Below are 16269 nucleotides of genomic sequence, written 5' to 3'. Positions count from 1 at the left end.
CTTTATTCGATGGCGAAAATTATTCAGAGAGCTGTTCTATTAAACCCATGTCACTGCTGGAAATGAGTTTGTCTATGTCGATCAAAATCAGCATGCGGTCATCTAATGTGCCGACGCCAATTAAATGGCCGGTATTGAGCGAGCCGATATCGGGTGCTGGCTTGACTTGTTCTTGCACCAGATTGATGACGTCGGAAACGCTATCGACGACCATGCCTATCACCCGCTGGCAGACGTGAAGAATAATCACAACGGTGAATTCATCGTAGGCCGGATTGTCCAGATTGAATTTGATCCGCATATCGACGATGGGCACGATCACCCCGCGCAGATTGATGACCCCTTTGATAAAGTCCGGCGCATTGGCAATCCGTGTCACTGCTTCGTAGCCGCGAATTTCCTGCACTCGCTGAATATCGATGCCGTACTCTTCTTTGCCCAGCGTGAATGCCAGAAATTCCAGTGAACCCAGTGCTGCGACGGGGTTCTGGGTGGTGTTGATGTTGTCGCTCAGTTGCATCACTATCCTTCGCATTCAGTGAAAGATATTTCTCTTTTCATCTGATACAGCGACCATGCGGCAAAGCATGTTGCTCACCTGTGAGGATAGTGGTGTTCAGCTGGCAGATAGGTTGAGGAAAATATCGGATCAGAATCGCGCTGTTAGTGTGATAACAGCACAGAATTTATTTCCAGATGGCAATGCTAAGGCTTTTGATTATATCGAGTCAATCGAATTTATCGATTTGTTGTTTGCGGGAGAATCTCTGATTACAAAGTGTGTGTTGTTTTACATCAAGGTTTTTCGCTGTTGATGTTGAAAATATCAGCGATGGTTGTCAGTAGTGCCGCCGCGGGAACTGGCTTGGTGAAGTAATGCCTTATTCCTTTGCGCAGGGCTTCATCGCGGTCTAAGCCATCGCTGTATCCAGTGCACAATATCACTGGCAAATCGGGTTGCATGCTGTGCAGATAGCGAGCCAGGGTCACACCAGTGATGCCTGGCATCGTCTGATCGGTGATCAGTAAGTCGATGGCAACTTCTTCGTTGGCGAGTGCATTCATCACCTTGTAAGGATCAGTAAATAATTCCACCTGATAACCGGCACCGGTTAACAGTTCCCGCAAAAATCCGCCGACGGCGGGTTCGTCATCAACGACCCAGATACGTTGTCCGGTGCCGGTGATACCTTCTGCACTGGAATTTTTTGCGGCTAGTGATTTGCATTCTGATGCTGGAACGATGGAAAACAGCAGCCGGAAGCGGCTTCCGAGGTTAGCACCGGATTCCACCAAAATATGGGCGTCTGAGCGTCGCAGTATGCCCTGTACCATAGACAAACCCAGTCCGGTTCCTTTACCCACTTCCTTAGTTGTAAAAAAAGGATCGAATAAGCGCGACATATTTTCGGGTGAGATGCCGCCGCCATTGTCTGAGACATCGATCGCCAGGTATTTGCCTGTTAACCTTTGCTGACTGATGGCGCAGATTTCCCCGTGTAATTCTGTCTGGTGCAGATGAATATCAATCACGCCATGGGTATCAATTGCATCGCGCGCATTGATGACGAGATTCAACAGGATCTGGCTTAATTCTCCAGCGTCCATACGGATACACAGATCATCTTCGATATGGCTTTGCAACTGTATGCTGGAAGGCAGCGACGGCAACATCATCGCCACCACTTCGTGTATAACCGAGGCAGGAGAAATCAGATTCACGCCTGTGCTGGCCTGGGTGCGGGTGAAGGTCAGCATTTTGGCGATCAGATCCCGCGCACGTTCGCTGGCCGTGATGACTTCTTTCAGATAGATCGCCAGTTTGCTTTGTTTGTCAGGCACGAAGCGTTCCAGCGCCAGATTCGAATAGCCAAGAATCGCGGCCAGAATATTATTGAAATCATGCGCAATGCCACCCGTCAATTGCCCCAGCGCCTGCATCTTTTGCGACTGTTGCAATTGTCTTTCCAGTTCCTGTTTGACGGATTCTGCTTTCTCTCTTTCAGAGATGTCACGCGTGAAAATAAAGAAATGTCTGGATTCCGGATCGTAAGTCACAGAAACTTCAACGCGGAAAATATGCCCGTCTTTATGGCGATGATGCGTTTCAAACTGGTCGCGATATTGTGTCCTGATTTTTTGCAGATGATTTTGGGCGTTTTCAGCACTCTGCGTGACATGCAATTGATTGATGCCCATTGTCAGCAATTCCTCCATGGAATAGCCGGACATTTTCACGTAGGCTTCGTTGACTTCAAGCAAATTTCCTTTGGCATCAACGATGACGAAGCCATCAATCGCGGTATCGAGCACGCGCTTGTGCCGTAATAAGGCTTTCGTGCTTTCCGTCACATTTTCGCCAACCGAAACATATCCCTCAATAATCCCATTGTCGTTCAGCAGCGGTGTGACGGTGCGATTGATGATGAAGCTTTCGCCGTTAGTTCGGGTAATGGTGATTGCACCACGCCAGATACGTCCGGCCTCAACGGTCTTTTTTAATTCTGCTGCGATCCTGGGATCAGGTGTGATCGGTGCCGAAAATAAACAGGCCTGTCCAGCGTCTTCCGATGCATCGGGAGGAAGAATGGCACGTGATGCCGGATTTCTCCAGCGCAGTACGCCATTTTCGTCGGTCAGAAAAATCGGTGTTGCGGATGACTCCAGTGCCATCGCTTGCGAACGTAAAGTTTCATTGATTTTTTGTACGGTTTCCGCATGCATCGCCAGCGTCTGATATGGCTTGCGCACAATCACTACAAACATCGCACGGTAAATCAGCGCATAACTGACGACCTTGTAAAAATGTCCGATTAAATTCGATGTGTCACTGATGACGACGTAGTCTGCAAAAAAAAATTCACTCATCGCCGCGATGGTAATCGCCGCGAACATCAGTGTTGAGAATTCCTGACCAGATGCGCGTGCGAGACGGTAGTAACGAAAGGCGGCGATGGATAGCGCTGCGGTGATCAGCCATTCAGTGACGATCTTGAACTGGCTTAATCCGATGTTTTCATTGTATGTAATGATCAGGCTGCTTTCCTGAAAAAAGACCAGCCACAAAATCCCCAGGTTAATGACACTGAATGCGGCCAGCACGGTATATCTGAAGCGCCGTCCGGGAGGATGCAGATTGGGAAAAAAACTGATGAACAAAATAATACCGGCGAACAGTATCCGCGCAAAAAGCCAAAAGGCAATCGACTTTTGTGGCGAGGATGGCGTGATCAGATCAGGCATTCCTTTGTAGGACATGACATGCGCAAAATCGAGCCAGCCAGCGGCGAGCAAAGTGACGGCGATCAGCAGCAGCGACGTGGAGACTTCTTTTTCCGGTGTGTGCCAGACGGCTGCAAAAATAAGAAACGCAAACAGAATGGCCGCAAATTCCAGCAAGGTATGCAGGGGAAGATAATACTGGTGCGGAATATGAATATTCGTCAGAGGCAACACCATCGCCAGCAAAAATAAGACGACAAAGACCGCGACCAGAGATAACTGACGGCTTAACAGCTTGTGCTTCGCGTCTACTCCGGGGATAAGCATGATGTCATTCATTCGGCGGGCATTCAACGTTCATCGTGGCATCAGTTTTATTCATCGTCGGCATGACCGTAAGAATAATTCAAGCGAAGCGGAAAGAAGATTATCGATGGAGAATGTATCGACGTATGGAGCCTATTCTGACATGGTCAGATGTTGAAACCTATGACCTGAAACAAACGTGCGGTATCGATAGGTTTTGAAAAGCAGCATTCCACACCGACGGAGAGAAGTTCCGCTTCGTTTTCCGGGCTCAGATATCCACTCATGGCGATAATCCTGACATTGGCTTGCCCCGGTATTTCTTTGATCTGACGGCAGACCTCGGTACCTTTGATGCCCGGCATCATCAGGTCGAGCAATACGATATCCGGGGAAAAAGTATGCACTTTACGCCCGGCATCAAAGCCATCGTAGGCAGCCTCTACCACCATGGGCTGCTCGCCTTCACCGAGCAATTCCATCAGGAAGCCAGCGAAAGCTTTATTGTCATCGACGATCAGGATTCGCTGTGGTCCTTTGTTTCCGGCAGGATTCCACTGGCGGGCAAAGCGTTCGACTTCTTCCAGACGAAAACGGCGATGTCCACCCGGCGTGACTTCGGCCTGCAATAAACCCCGTTGCGCCCAGCTACGCACAGTAATTGGCGACACCATCATCCATTGCGCGACTTCATTCGGCGTCAGGTAAGGTTTCTTTTTGTAGTCTTCAGTCATAAAAACGATTGATTCAATAATGTTACAGATGCGCCCAATTATGTCACTTTATTGATTTAGGGAAATAAAATAATGTTTCTGTCGCCCTCTGTCTGCGTGCTTTGACTGCGAAGCACGAGCGTATCAGCGTATGCCCCAGACAAACGGATCTTCCTCATTCAGCAGTATGTCTGCCTCCATGTTAACAAAGGCCATTCCGCGTAAACTGGGCAATATCTGTCCGCTTGCCTGACTCTCAGGTGAGGCTGGCAACTGATACGAGGCCTCGAAGACACTACCGATAATGCTTTCCTGACGCCATAGCTGACCCGGTGCCAGTTTATTGTCGGCCGCGAGGCAAGCAAGCTTGGCGCTGGTGCCGGTGCCGCAAGGTGAACGGTCATAGGCTTTGCCGGGGCAGAGTACAAAGTTCTTGCTGTGATTATTCGCTTTGGTCGCGGCGCCGAACAATTCAATATGATCGATGAGTGCATTGTTCTCGCCGGTAATCTGGCTGGCTTCCAATGCTTGTCGCACGCGCCATGCGTAGTCGGTCAGCCGCTCTACGTTCGACAGATGCAATTCCTGTCCATGTTGATTGATCAGGAAAAACCAGTTACCACCCCATGCGATATCACCGCAGACTTTGCCTATCCCCGGCACATCCACGCTGACAGCGGTTCTGTAACGATAAGCGGGAACATTGTGCACAGTGACGCTGTGATCGTCATGTAATTCTACATTCACGATACCGACCGGTGTTTCTATGCAATGTTGCCCGGCGTTGATCTTTCCCTGATGGGCGAGAGTGGCAACAAAACCGATCATGCCATGACCGCACATGCCGAGATAGCCGACATTGTTAAAGAAAATAATCCCTGCGATACAAGACGGATCGGCAGGTGTGCAGGCCAGTCCGCCGACGACGACATCTGAGCCGCGCGGTTCGCAAGCGGTGGCACTGCGATAGTGGTCAAACTTGTCGCGAAAAATTTGCAGACGCTCAGCGAGCGAGCCATGACCTAATTCAGGGCCGCCGCCGACGATAATGCGGGTGGGTTCGCCGCCGGTGTGAGAATCAATGATGGAGATTTTTTTCAACATGCGTTTCTTTCTGCGCGCGGATATCAGTGATGGTATGGTGCCATAGTATAAAGGCCTGACGTTTGTTTTATCCGGAACCTTGATTTTTTTTTCCGAAAAACGCATGCAATTCTCAGGTCAGAATCTGCAACAATATGGATTGCTGAGCATGCGATAATGAGGCTTGGCGAAGAGCACATCATAAGACAACATCGCCAGTTCCCGGTTTTTGATTAACTTGCAATTTAGCTGAATTTTCCACTATCTGCTGCATGAATCTGTTTCCAGCCAAAACTGAACATCAATTACCTGATGAGATTAAAAAACGCCTGACTGGCGGCTTGTTGATTTCTTTGTTGGTGCATGCTTTCATCCTGTCTTTGCAGTTTGGTTTACCGGGTGTCGGCTTACCGGGTCTGGAAGTCCCCTGGGATAAACGCCGTGCAGAAACACCTGAACTTAGTGTGCAAATTGCCGATGTTGTTCCTGCGGCAGCCACGACAGCAGCGTCTGCTGACGTGACCCGTTCTGATCCTGTTGCTGGTGCCAACCTGAAAGCTGAAACGAACACCGTTTCACCATCAAAGGAATCCATAGTTTCTGCGGCACCGCTGGCTTCCGTACCCGCACCGGTAATAGCTGATGCGCCGAAATCAACGACGGCGCGCGGAATACAGTTGCTGGCACCGCGGGTTGCCGTTGTCAGCGTACCTGTGCCGGAGAAAAAGACCCACACCAAAGCCGCGAAAGCGAAAAAATCTGTGACCCGGATACCTGTTGCTATGCCACGTCCACCAGGGGTTGTCGCAGTTGATGTGCCGGACATTATTACCCAGAATAATTTCAGAACCGACACTTTCAGCGTCGCGGTTCGTGATCCGGAAGAAAACAAGAAAGAGCTGACGCAGAACGTCGAGCAGAGAATGTTTCCCGACCCTGTAAGCCAGTCAGATGAAGCGTCGGCTGATCTGCCGCCGGTCGCTGTCAGTCGCTTTGAGCCGGATGCGCAGCAGCGTGAACGGCGCGAAGAAAAAATACTGCAGGCGACGAGAGAGTTGTTGCAAGAAAAAATTGCGGCACCTGCCTCCACGCAACAAAGTGTGAAGCAGATGGAAGAAGCCAGCCGCAAGCAACTTGCTGAAGCCGTGCGCGCAGAGGCTGATGCTGCGCTGGCACTGAGACAACAACAGGAAGCCGAGCGACAACAGCAACGTATTTTGCAAGAAGCCAGCAAAGCCAATGCCAGCGTGCTGGCTGCAACCGCGCTGCAAGGTATCGATAAGATGAAACTTGTTGATGACAGCCTGAAGCAGCAAATGCAGGCTGAGCTTGCTCAGCGCGAACAACAACGCAAAGAGCGCCAGACTGCCATGCTCACCGCCCGCCAGCAGGCAGAGGAGCGCGAGGAAGAATTGAAGCGACAACGCGAAGAGGCGTTGCGCAAACAACAGCAGATGGAAATGCAAATTGCTCAGGCAAAAAATGAGGAATTGCAGGAACGCCAGAAAATGGAAAAGCTGGCAGAACAACGGGCGCAACAGCAAGCACAAGAAGCTCTGCAAAAAGGACAACAAGAACGTCTCGAAATGCAGCGTGCCGAAAATGCCCGTCAGCAGGCTCAACAGACTGAACAGGCGCTGGCGCAGCAACGCGAACAGGCTGCTATCGCTGTGGCAAAAGCTGGTGGTACGAATAAGCTGGCGAGTGCGAATGATCACCCTATGTCTGCTGGTAAGGCAGATGGCAATAGTGCTGTCGGCAAGAGCAATATGTCCGGTAGTCACAGTAATTCTGCAGGATCAGCCGCAAGCAATGCCGTGGGAAGTGGTGACAAAACGGCGGCATTTGTTTTGCCACAAAGCTTACTCAGCAGCGATCTGGCGAACCGCTCGCGCGAACAGGCGCGTGGTTTGGATTTATTGCGTGGCACGCCACCTTTGCCGCGTGCCGATACTGAAGAACGGCCACGCCGTCGCAGTGTGTTAGGCAGTGCGGAAAAAGATATCCAACTGCGTATGTACATCGATAGCTGGAAGCAAAAAATCGAAAGAAACGGGAATCTGAATTTTTCACAGACATCACGCGATAAAGCGCGCGGCGATCCTGTTGTCACGGTCGCGATTCGCAGCGATGGCAGTGTTGAGGAAATTACGATACACCGATCGAGCGGGCGTGCTGATCTGGATCAGGCTGTGCGTAATATTGTTCGTATCAACGCCAAGTACGCTGCATTTCCACCGAATATCGCTGCACAATATGATGTGATAGAAGTGCGTCGCGTATGGAATTTTGATGATGGTTTGCGCATACTCGAAGAGTTGCGCTGATCGTCGCTGATGCTGATATTTTGACGCACTTTTGTTTGATCGCCGCCATTGCTGTTTGCAGTTGTTCTGTTCAGCGCTGATAGTGACGCATTGTGAACTGAAAACGGCGATGGGAAAGTTCTGCGAGATCTTCTGATGAAAAAATATTTAATGAGGCTGATATGCGTATTCTGATCACAGGTGGTACCGGGTTAATCGGTCGCCGTTTATGCTCGTCCTTACTGGAGCACGGACACGTGCTGACGGTGTTCAGCCGTCATCCTGAAACAGTCAGATCTTTGTGCGGTAATGCCGTCAACGCGATGCAATCGCTGGATGAATATCACGTCGATACCGAGTTTGATGCGGTGATTAATCTGGCAGGTGAACCTATCGTTGATAAACGCTGGACCTCAGCACGGCAAAAAGTTTTACGCGACAGCCGTATCGCCTTGACTGAAAAGCTGTTGCAAAAAATTTCTGCTGCCAATTTCAAGCCTGAGGTTTTTCTGAGCGGTTCTGCGGTTGGCATTTATGGTAATGGTGGTGATCAGTTGTTGAGTGAGCAGGCCGGAGTGGGTAAAGATTTTGGCGCTCGTTTGTGTGCCGACTGGGAAGCGGCCGCTGGCAGGGCGGCAGACATGGGTATTCGTGTTTGTATCCTACGTACAGGTCTGGTGCTGGATGCAGCAGGTGGCATCCTGAAAAAAATGCATCTGCCATTCAGTCTCGCTCTGGGGGCTCGAATTGCAGACGGCAAACAATGGATGAGCTGGATTCATGTGCAGGATTACGTGGCCATCGTGCGCTATTTACTGGACGATAAAAATGCGGCAGGGCCATACAATATGGTGGCACCGCATCCGATAACGAACCGCGAATTCACACAGACCATGGCTAGCGCGTTACACCGCCCCGCATTGTTTGTTGCGCCGGCATTTTTGCTGAAACTGGCGATGGGTGACATGGCGGAGTTACTGACTGGCGGGCAACGCGTGCAGCCCATGCACGTTGCCGAGTTAGGCTACGAATTTCAGTATCCGTATCTGGCGGAAGCGTTGCATGACTTGCTTTGATCGATGTCTTGTATCAGCCAGTTCAGTCTGTACCGTATTCGCATGAACTGTCTTCTTGCATGAATTTTTCTGTGATTTCCCCTGCATCAGGTAAACGTGCGATTTGTCAGCGCTGCCTGCGCCCGCAATCTGCTTGTATCTGCAACTGGATCGTGCCTGTGAATAATGGGGTAGAGGTATTGATACTGCAGCATCCTCTGGAAGTGAATAATCCGAAAGGCAGCGTGCGTCTGCTGGATTTATGTTTGCAGCATTCACGTGTTCTGACTGGTGAAGTTTTTGCCGGAGAGGCCCTGATGCAGGCCTTGTACGCACCCGCCGATGCCGTTACCGATAGAGCTGAGGATGTAGCTGCAGATATAGCGGCGGATGTCTCAACTGATACGCGGCCTGTGGCACAAATCCGGCCTGTGTTGCTCTATCCTGATACGTCTCTCATCGAAGCCATAGACCTGGCCTTGCCTGTCGCCGAAAAATATCAGGAGAGTGAGCAAATACAAGGACTCCGCTTGGTGATTATTGATGCGACCTGGCGTAAAAGTCGCAAAATGCTGTATCTGAATCCCGTGCTGCAAGCCTTGCCACGTCTGAGTCTGGAACGGATGCCAGCGTCGCATTACCGGATTCGTAAAGCGCATAAACCAGATCAATTATCGAGTCTGGAAGCCTGCGCGTATGCTTTGATGCGACTGGAAAACGAGGAAGACAAATATCACCGATTGTTGCAGGCGTTCGATGGATTCGTCGATCAGCAAATCGGCCGTATTCCGGCAAACTTCAGGTAAAAAAAGCCCCGCATGATGCGGGGCTTTTTGATAGACCAATGCGTCAGTTCTTACATCAGCACATTGATGATCGCATTTCCGATGCCCATCAATGCCGCACCCGAAATCAGACCGGCACAGATAGGCTCGCAGCCTTCGACCCAGAATTGATGGCCAGCCGTGCCTTTGACCGTGTGCTTGCGCCCCATCCACCAGAACACTGCAGCGCCCATCCACATCGCCAGACAAGCATCCGGCGGTAAGACGACGCCAAGACCTATCGCTACTGCTGACAATGGCACTTTACCCTTGGTGACGATTTTAGCGCCTTCGATGACCACCGCTGCAATCGCTGCAATCGCCATCGCGATGACTGCTGAAGTCGGCAAACTGCTGATGCCCTTGGCAATCAGTTCTGCCATACCCTTCCACTGCATTGCGGATGGATGTGAAAACTGATCGCTGACGATGCTTGCTGTATCGCGTACACCCTGAGCATCCGCAGGTAAAAACAGCAGATAGTAAATCGGCACACAAGCGAGTGCGCCGGAAATAATGCCGATGATGTGACCAATCGCCTGTTGGCGAGGTTTTGCACCCAGCATGTAACCCGGCGTGATGTCGGATAACAGGTTAGAGGCATTCGACGCCACTTCGGCGGTCATCCCGGCCGGAATCATGTTGCTGGCCGGGTTGACTCTGTCGATTGCACCCATGGTGATCTGGGTGATTTTTGAGAGCGCGCCGGTAGGTGTCCATGATGTCAGTGCCATCGAGTTCGCACAAATTACAGACAGCAGAAGAACCAATGGTAAGGCCGCGAACGTCAATACCATAGGCACGCCGAAAAAGCTGAAATTCAGCCACGCACCGAGCATACTGAAAGCCGGAATGCCGACATAGGAAATCATCAGCGGCAATTCGATATTTTTCAACAAATCATTGCTGTTGCCACTGTCTTTCTTTTTGCCGAAAGATTTAAATAAGCCCGTGAAAATTTCCGGTTTTGCTGCCAGCGTGACGATAGAACCGACGACCATGATCGACACCGCCCACCACAGACCCCACTGATTCAGAATTTCAACACGTGAAATCGGTACGACTTTACCGCTGGGGGCAATGCGCTGGACGATATCACCCTGACGTATCATCAACGGGCCAAGCAAAGCAAAATTCAGCAAGCTGCCGAACAACAGGCTGCTGGCAACCCGGATACCCATCAGACCACCGACGCCAAACATCGCGGCATCGACGGTAAAGCGCAAACCCAGTGTACGGAAATCGATACCCAGGATTTTTGGCACCCATAAATCAAATTTCACGGCTGCCATGTAATAGTATTCGTCAAATCTTTCCTGCAGATGCCAGGCTTCTTTCATACCTGCCCATTTATCCATTTGCAGCAGTTTGAATTGCAGCAAGCGCATCCAGCCGTCGCTGATGAGGAACTGATACGCGCCAGCAAACAGCGTCGTCAGACCCAGCAGTTTGGCCTGGCGCATGCCTTCTTTACCATCACCGGAATATAAAGTGTCGAGCACCACGCCACAAGCACGGCCTTCCGGGAACGGTAACTGATCTTCGTTAATGAAGCGCCGTTTCAACGGAAAAGCGACGAGCACACCCAGCACAGAACACACTACCATCCAGATCATCATGTGCCACCAGGGAATAATTTTTCCTGTTACCAGCATGTAAGCGGTAATCGGTGCCACCATAGGCATGGTCATATAGCCTGCGGCAGTTGCGATTGATTGCGCACAGTTATTTTCGAGAACGGTAAAGTCTTTGGCGATGCCGGTTTTGGATAAAATCCGGAACAGGGCAAAGGCCAGAATCACGGAAGTCAGACCTACGCCGATATTCACACCGGATTTAGCGGCGATATACAGCGCTGTCGCAGCCAGTATGCCGCCCAATAAAAAACCAGTGAGTGCTGAACGAAACGTCAGCTGTGGCATATCGCCACGATAAATATTCTTGAACCACCACTCGTCTTTCTGAGCTCGGGTCCAGGTGCGTACCTGCTCTTCAGATAATTGTTGCAGCGCCATTGTGTCTCCGGGATGAAATAGGATACCAACCGCATCAGCATGCAAATGACAGGCATAGATATTTGCCAGTTTTATCAACGCTGATGTCGAAATAATGAAAATAATTTTTCAGATGCCGCAGTATCTGAGTCATCAATCTTGCTGTCAAGATGTGTGAAGACAAAATCCCTGTTCGTGCATCGCATTCATAGCGATTCTTGACGTAACGCAGCAGGGTGCTGGCCCGGGAAAAGCAAATGGGAGCGAAAGCAGGAATGAAAACGGAATTCAAAACGGAATTGAAATTAGAAACGAAGAATGAAATTCTGGTGATGTATTTTTGTCCGCAAACCATGCAGCACGCTGAAATGAAAAAAGCTCTACAAAATGATTGCAGAGCTTTTTATTTCGTATGCAGCTCAAACTGAGCAGCAAGCGGTATTACATCATGCCGCCCATACCACCCATGCCGCCCATACCACCCATGTCGCCCATGCCACCAGTTGGTTTGTCTTCAGCCAATTCAGCAACCAGTGCGTCAGTCGTCAGGATCAGGCCAGCAACAGACGCTGCATTTTGCAATGCGGAGCGTGTTACTTTTGCTGGGTCCAGAATACCCATTTCGATCATGTCGCCGTAGGTGTCATTTGCCGCATTGAAACCGTAGTTGCCAGAACCGTTGATGATCGCGTTGACTACAACAGATGGTTCGCCACCGGCATTTGCCACGATTTCACGCAATGGTGCTTCGATTGCTTTCAATACCAGCTTGATACCTGCGTCTTGGTCATGGTTGTCGCCTTTGATCACGCCAGCCGCTGCACGAGCGCGCAACAGAGCAACGCCACCGCCAGGAACCACGCCTTCTTCAACCGCAGCACGAGTAGCGTGCAGAGCATCTTCAACGCGCGCTTTTTTCTCTTTCATTTCAACTTCAGTTGCAGCACCAACTTTGATCACTGCAACGCCGCCTGCCAGTTTGGCAACGCGTTCTTGCAGTTTTTCACGATCGTAGTCAGAAGTTGCTTCTTCAATTTGCGCGCGGATTTGTTTAACGCGTGCTTCGATGTTGATAGCCTGACCAGCGCCGTCGATCACGGTCGTGTTTTCTTTACCGATTTCTACGCGTTTCGCCTGACCCAGATCTGTCAGAGTTGCTTTTTCCAGTGTCAGACCAACTTCTTCGGCGATCACGTTACCGCCAGTCAGAATCGCGATATCTTCCAGCATCGCTTTACGACGATCACCGAAGCCAGGTGCTTTAACAGCCGCTGTTTTCAGGATGCCACGGATGTTGTTCACCACCAGAGTTGCCAGTGCTTCGCCATCAACATCTTCAGCGATGATCAGCAGTGGGCGGCCTGATTTTGCAACTTGCTCCAATACTGGCAGCAGATCGCGGATGTTCGAGATTTTTTTGTCGAACAACAGGATGAATGGGTTTTCCAGAATAACGGATTGTTTTTCTGGGTTGTTGATGAAGTATGGTGACAGGTAGCCACGGTCAAACTGCATACCTTCAACGATGTCGAGTTCGTTGTTAAGGGATTTGCCGTCTTCAACAGTGATCACGCCTTCTTTACCGACTTTGTCCATTGCGTTGGCAATGATGTCGCCGATGTCTGCATCAGAGTTCGCAGAGATAGAACCAACCTGAGCGATTTCTTTGTTAGTGGTCGTTGGGCGGGACAGAGTTTTAACTTCTGCAACCAAAGCAGTCACTGCCTTGTCGATACCGCGTTTCAGATCAGTTGGGTTGTAGCCCGCTGCAACGTATTTGAAGCCTTCGCGAACGATCGCTTGAGCCAATACGGTTGCTGTTGTTGTGCCGTCACCAGCGTTGTCAGACGTTTTGGAAGCAACTTCTTTCACGAGCTGCGCGCCCATGTTTTCCAGTTTGTCTTTCAGTTCGATTTCTTTTGCAACAGAAACGCCGTCTTTAGTGACTGTAGGCGCGCCGAAAGAGCGTTCCAGAACAACGTTACGGCCTTTAGGGCCCAAAGTGACTTTTACTGCATTTGCCAGAATATTTACGCCATTAACGATTTTCGCACGTGCGTCATCGCCAAAAATTACTTGTTTAGCTGCCATGTTATTTTCTCCAGAATCTTGTGGATTTCTATAGTGCTTATAGTGCTACCAGGAAGGAATTACTTCTGTACGATCGCGAAGATATCTTCTTCACGCATAACCAGAACTTCGTTGCCGTCAACTTTGACAGCCTGACCAGAGTATTTGCCGAACAAAACGCGGTCGCCAACTTTCACTTCCAGTGCGCGGATCGAACCGTTGTCCAACTGTTTGCCAGCGCCAACGGCCAATACTTCACCTTGATCTGGTTTTTCAGCTGCTGCGTCTGGCAGAACGATGCCGGATGCAGTTTTTGTTTCTTGATCCAGACGTTTGACGATAATGCGATCGTGCAGGGGACGAAGATTCATATTAACTCCTAAAATAATTACAAAAGTAAAACTACCGAAGTAAAACGGGGCTCATCACAAATTCAGACAGAATGACATTGAAGCATCACCTGATTTTGCATAAGTCCCATCAGCAAACAAACAAAAATGTGCGCCGTAGATGGTGTCAGTGTTCGCCACTTTCAAGCCCCTTACTTCACACATACATGTGCTGCATAAGAGCCGCCACGCTAACAGCGGCTAAGTTGCCTGCAACGCTGAAACCAGTCGATTTTAACATTGTTAGCACTCTCTTGTGTGGAGTGCTAATTGTAGGGGCGGGGTGTCGCTTTTTCAAGTGCGGGTGGCAATAACGACAATGTGTGTCATTTTGTCGGATTTCTTTTATCTCTGAACTTTGGTCACTTATCTTTGAACTCTTCGTGGAAGTAATTCAAAATTTAAGAAATATCCTCTCAACTTTCAATCGACTTTTTGCGGTTATGGGGGGAGATATCGGATCTGAAATTTCGCTTGCAACGAAAATGGATAGGATAAATGCAGTCTTCAAGGTGAGTTATCTGCAGAACTAATTCCCCATAAAAAATATTTGCAAAACAGGGAAACATGAAATATGATGGTCATCATGCGAAAATCAAAAACCGGAATCAGATCCAGCGCCAAAGAAGCATCTCATGAGCGAATCGTTCAGGCAGCCGCACGCGCCATTCGTAGAAGCGGTTACGACGGCACAGGAGTTGCTGACATTATGAAAGAGGCTGGGCTGACACACGGGGCATTCTATGCACATTTCGCCTCTCGTGAAGCCATGCTGGCAGAAGCTGCAGACCGTGCGGGAGCCGAATCCAATGCGGTTGCGGCAAACGTAATAGCAGCAGCCCCCCCGAATGAAGCTTTGCAAGCGCTTGCGCAGGTTTATCTCTCTAAAGAGCACCTCGCCGGCATAGAGAATGGATGCCCACTATCAGCGCTGGGTTCTGAAATGCCACGCCAATCTCCTGAGGTACGACTTGCAGCAACGCGACGGATCAAAGAGATGGTTGACCTCGTTGCTCGTCAGTTCCCTGATTGGGAGCAACCAAGTGCGCACGAACGAGCATTGGTGTCGCTGGCCACGCTGGTGGGCACTTTAGTGTTAGCACGCGCGGTAGATGATGCGAATTTGTCGGATGCATGGTGTAGCGCAACTTTGAAGAATCTCGATTTAGCTCAATCCAAATTAACAGAGTAAATTTTTTTGCCTTTAAATATTATGGTCATCATACGAAAACTGCACATAGTCTAAATTTTTAACTTTAAATCAACCAACATCTGAACACAGGAGAAGCCATGCAAGCATACATCGTTGAGCGCTATGGAAAGAATCATGCACTGCGGCTCGCAGATATGCCTACACCTGAGCTGCGCGATGACGAGGTTCTCGTCCAAGTACATGCTGCTGGTGTTAACCTGATCGACTCTAAGGTCAGGAACGGTGAGTTCAAACTCATCCTACCGTACGCCACCCCTTTCATCCTTGGTCACGACGTGGCTGGGATTGTGACTCAGGTTGGCCGTGGAGTACGACAATACAAAGTGGGCGATGAGGTGTATTCGAGGCCAGATGACTTACGGATTGGAACCTTCGCGGAATTTATCGCCATCAAGGAAAGCTCTCTCGCATTAAAGCCTAAGAATCTCACCATGGAAGAAGCCGCATCAATGCCATTGGTGGCCTTGACCGTCTGGCAAGCGCTGGTTGAGAAGGCTAAACTAAAGAAGGGGCAGAAGGTCTTCATTCAGGCAGGCTCAGGTGGTGTAGGTACTTTTGCCATCCAGCTAGCTAAGCATCTGGGTGCCACTGTGGCCACCACAACCAGTACAAGCAATGTGGCCTGGGTGAAAGAATTGGGTGCTGACGTTGTCATCGACTATAAAAAAGAAGATTTTGAAAAAGTCCTGAGCGGCTATGACGTCGTTTTAAATAGCCAGGACGGTAAGACACTCACGAAGTCGATGCGCGTGCTCAAGCCCGGTGGCAAGCTCATCACCATTTCCGGTCCTGCCGATCCTTCATTTGCAGAAGAAATCAAGGCTCCATGGTTTGTAAAACAAGTAATACGCCTTCTGAGCTTGGGAACCCGCCGAATGGCGAGGCGGCTACAAGTTGGCTTTTCATTCCTTTTTATGAAAGCCAACGGTAGCCAACTAAAACAAATCACGTCGCTCATCGAGTCGGGTGTCATTCACCCGGTTGTTGACAAGGTGTTTCCATTTGAATCGACGAATGCAGCCCTGGCCTATGTCGAAAGTGGGCGAGCTAAAGGCAAAGTCGTGATCAAAGTTCGCTAATCCATCGCCGCTGCC

At 49.9% G+C, this 16269-nt stretch carries 13 protein-coding genes; 6 read left to right on the top strand and 7 right to left on the bottom strand.

Translation table 11 applies throughout. The annotated features are described in order from the left end of the window. Positions 1 to 19 precede the first annotated feature (19 nt). The 4 genes from KDM87_RS09955 to KDM87_RS09940 all read right to left on the bottom strand — a co-directional run bounded on the left by KDM87_RS09955 (position 20) and on the right by KDM87_RS09940 (position 5345). Complete coding sequence (locus tag KDM87_RS09955) at positions 20 to 520, bottom strand: chemotaxis protein CheW (RefSeq protein WP_212678932.1); 501 nt, start codon at positions 518 to 520, stop codon at positions 20 to 22. A gap of 275 nt (positions 521 to 795) precedes the next feature. Then, positions 796 to 3549: a hybrid sensor histidine kinase/response regulator gene (locus tag KDM87_RS09950; RefSeq protein ID WP_212678931.1), complete on the bottom strand. Its 2754-nt coding sequence runs from the start codon at positions 3547 to 3549 to the stop codon at positions 796 to 798. Positions 3550 to 3695: 146 nt separating this feature from the next. Continuing rightward, positions 3696 to 4262: a response regulator gene (locus KDM87_RS09945; protein ID WP_186883074.1), complete on the bottom strand. Its 567-nt coding sequence runs from the start codon at positions 4260 to 4262 to the stop codon at positions 3696 to 3698. A gap of 123 nt (positions 4263 to 4385) precedes the next feature. Then, positions 4386 to 5345, bottom strand: coding sequence for a 4-hydroxyproline epimerase (locus KDM87_RS09940; RefSeq protein ID WP_212678930.1), 960 nt, complete (start codon positions 5343 to 5345; stop codon positions 4386 to 4388). Positions 5346 to 5596: 251 nt separating this feature from the next. On the opposite strand from KDM87_RS09940, the gene KDM87_RS09935 reads away from it, so the two are divergent. The 3 genes from KDM87_RS09935 to KDM87_RS09925 all read left to right on the top strand — a co-directional run bounded on the left by KDM87_RS09935 (position 5597) and on the right by KDM87_RS09925 (position 9491). After that, the gene (locus KDM87_RS09935) at positions 5597 to 7651 is read left to right on the top strand and encodes a TonB family protein (RefSeq protein ID WP_212678929.1); all 2055 of its coding nucleotides are present in this window, start codon (positions 5597 to 5599) and stop codon (positions 7649 to 7651) included. 161 nt (positions 7652 to 7812) lie between these two features. Continuing rightward, positions 7813 to 8706, top strand: a complete 894-nt coding sequence (locus KDM87_RS09930; RefSeq protein ID WP_212678928.1) for a TIGR01777 family oxidoreductase — start codon at positions 7813 to 7815, stop codon at positions 8704 to 8706. A gap of 59 nt (positions 8707 to 8765) precedes the next feature. Then, positions 8766 to 9491, top strand: coding sequence for a tRNA-uridine aminocarboxypropyltransferase (locus KDM87_RS09925; RefSeq protein ID WP_212678927.1), 726 nt, complete (start codon positions 8766 to 8768; stop codon positions 9489 to 9491). 50 nt (positions 9492 to 9541) lie between these two features. On the opposite strand, the gene KDM87_RS09920 is transcribed toward KDM87_RS09925, so the two are convergent. Beyond that, positions 9542 to 11524, bottom strand: coding sequence for an OPT family oligopeptide transporter (locus KDM87_RS09920; protein WP_212678926.1), 1983 nt, complete (start codon positions 11522 to 11524; stop codon positions 9542 to 9544). A 236-nt stretch (positions 11525 to 11760) separates the two neighbouring features. Between KDM87_RS09920 and KDM87_RS09915 the strand changes: the two genes are divergently transcribed. Further along, a complete protein-coding gene (locus tag KDM87_RS09915) occupies positions 11761 to 11931 on the top strand; it encodes a hypothetical protein (RefSeq protein ID WP_212678925.1) in 171 nt (56 codons plus the stop codon). A 13-nt stretch (positions 11932 to 11944) separates the two neighbouring features. Here KDM87_RS09915 and groL read toward each other — a convergent pair whose 3' ends face one another. Beyond that, positions 11945 to 13594 carry a chaperonin GroEL gene (gene groL, locus KDM87_RS09910; RefSeq protein ID WP_212678924.1) on the bottom strand — a complete coding sequence of 550 codons (1650 nt, stop codon included), beginning with the start codon at positions 13592 to 13594 and terminating at the stop codon, positions 11945 to 11947. Between the two features lie 59 nt (positions 13595 to 13653). After that, on the bottom strand, positions 13654 to 13944 hold the full coding sequence (gene groES / locus KDM87_RS09905) for a co-chaperone GroES (RefSeq protein WP_186883080.1): 291 nt from the start codon (positions 13942 to 13944) through the stop codon (positions 13654 to 13656). 592 nt (positions 13945 to 14536) lie between these two features. Between groES and KDM87_RS09900 the strand changes: the two genes are divergently transcribed. Both KDM87_RS09900 and KDM87_RS09895 read left to right on the top strand, forming a co-directional pair. Next, entirely contained in the window at positions 14537 to 15154 is a 618-nt protein-coding gene (locus tag KDM87_RS09900; protein WP_212678923.1) for a TetR/AcrR family transcriptional regulator, read from the top strand. Between the two features lie 98 nt (positions 15155 to 15252). Continuing rightward, positions 15253 to 16254 (top strand): NADP-dependent oxidoreductase, encoded by a 1002-nt coding sequence (locus KDM87_RS09895; RefSeq protein ID WP_212678922.1) that lies wholly within the window; start codon positions 15253 to 15255, stop codon positions 16252 to 16254. Positions 16255 to 16269 lie beyond the last annotated feature (15 nt).

The organism is Cognatundibacterium rivi, assembly GCF_018139565.1.
GTDB classification, from domain to species: domain Bacteria; phylum Pseudomonadota; class Gammaproteobacteria; order Burkholderiales; family Burkholderiaceae_D; genus Undibacterium; species Undibacterium rivi.
The sequence above is the reverse complement of the archived record's forward strand: the minus strand, read 5'-3'. Positions and strand labels throughout refer to the sequence as shown.

Excerpts from the sequence above, each read along its gene's own strand:
- KDM87_RS09945 (WP_186883074.1), bottom strand. The coding sequence starts at position 4,262 with ATGACTGAAGACTACAAAAAGAAACCTTACCTGACGCCGAATGAAGTC.
- KDM87_RS09955 (WP_212678932.1), bottom strand. The coding sequence starts at position 520 with ATGCAACTGAGCGACAACATCAACACCACCCAGAACCCCGTCGCAGCA.
- KDM87_RS09935 (WP_212678929.1), top strand. The coding sequence starts at position 5,597 with ATGAATCTGTTTCCAGCCAAAACTGAACATCAATTACCTGATGAGATT.
- KDM87_RS09920 (WP_212678926.1), bottom strand. The coding sequence starts at position 11,524 with ATGGCGCTGCAACAATTATCTGAAGAGCAGGTACGCACCTGGACCCGA.
- KDM87_RS09925 (WP_212678927.1), top strand. The coding sequence starts at position 8,766 with ATGAATTTTTCTGTGATTTCCCCTGCATCAGGTAAACGTGCGATTTGT.
- groL (WP_212678924.1), bottom strand. The coding sequence starts at position 13,594 with ATGGCAGCTAAACAAGTAATTTTTGGCGATGACGCACGTGCGAAAATC.
- KDM87_RS09940 (WP_212678930.1), bottom strand. The coding sequence starts at position 5,345 with ATGTTGAAAAAAATCTCCATCATTGATTCTCACACCGGCGGCGAACCC.
- KDM87_RS09900 (WP_212678923.1), top strand. The coding sequence starts at position 14,537 with ATGATGGTCATCATGCGAAAATCAAAAACCGGAATCAGATCCAGCGCC.
- KDM87_RS09895 (WP_212678922.1), top strand. The coding sequence starts at position 15,253 with ATGCAAGCATACATCGTTGAGCGCTATGGAAAGAATCATGCACTGCGG.
- groES (WP_186883080.1), bottom strand. The coding sequence starts at position 13,944 with ATGAATCTTCGTCCCCTGCACGATCGCATTATCGTCAAACGTCTGGAT.
- KDM87_RS09950 (WP_212678931.1), bottom strand. The coding sequence starts at position 3,549 with ATGCTTATCCCCGGAGTAGACGCGAAGCACAAGCTGTTAAGCCGTCAG.
- KDM87_RS09930 (WP_212678928.1), top strand. The coding sequence starts at position 7,813 with ATGCGTATTCTGATCACAGGTGGTACCGGGTTAATCGGTCGCCGTTTA.
- KDM87_RS09915 (WP_212678925.1), top strand. The coding sequence starts at position 11,761 with ATGGGAGCGAAAGCAGGAATGAAAACGGAATTCAAAACGGAATTGAAA.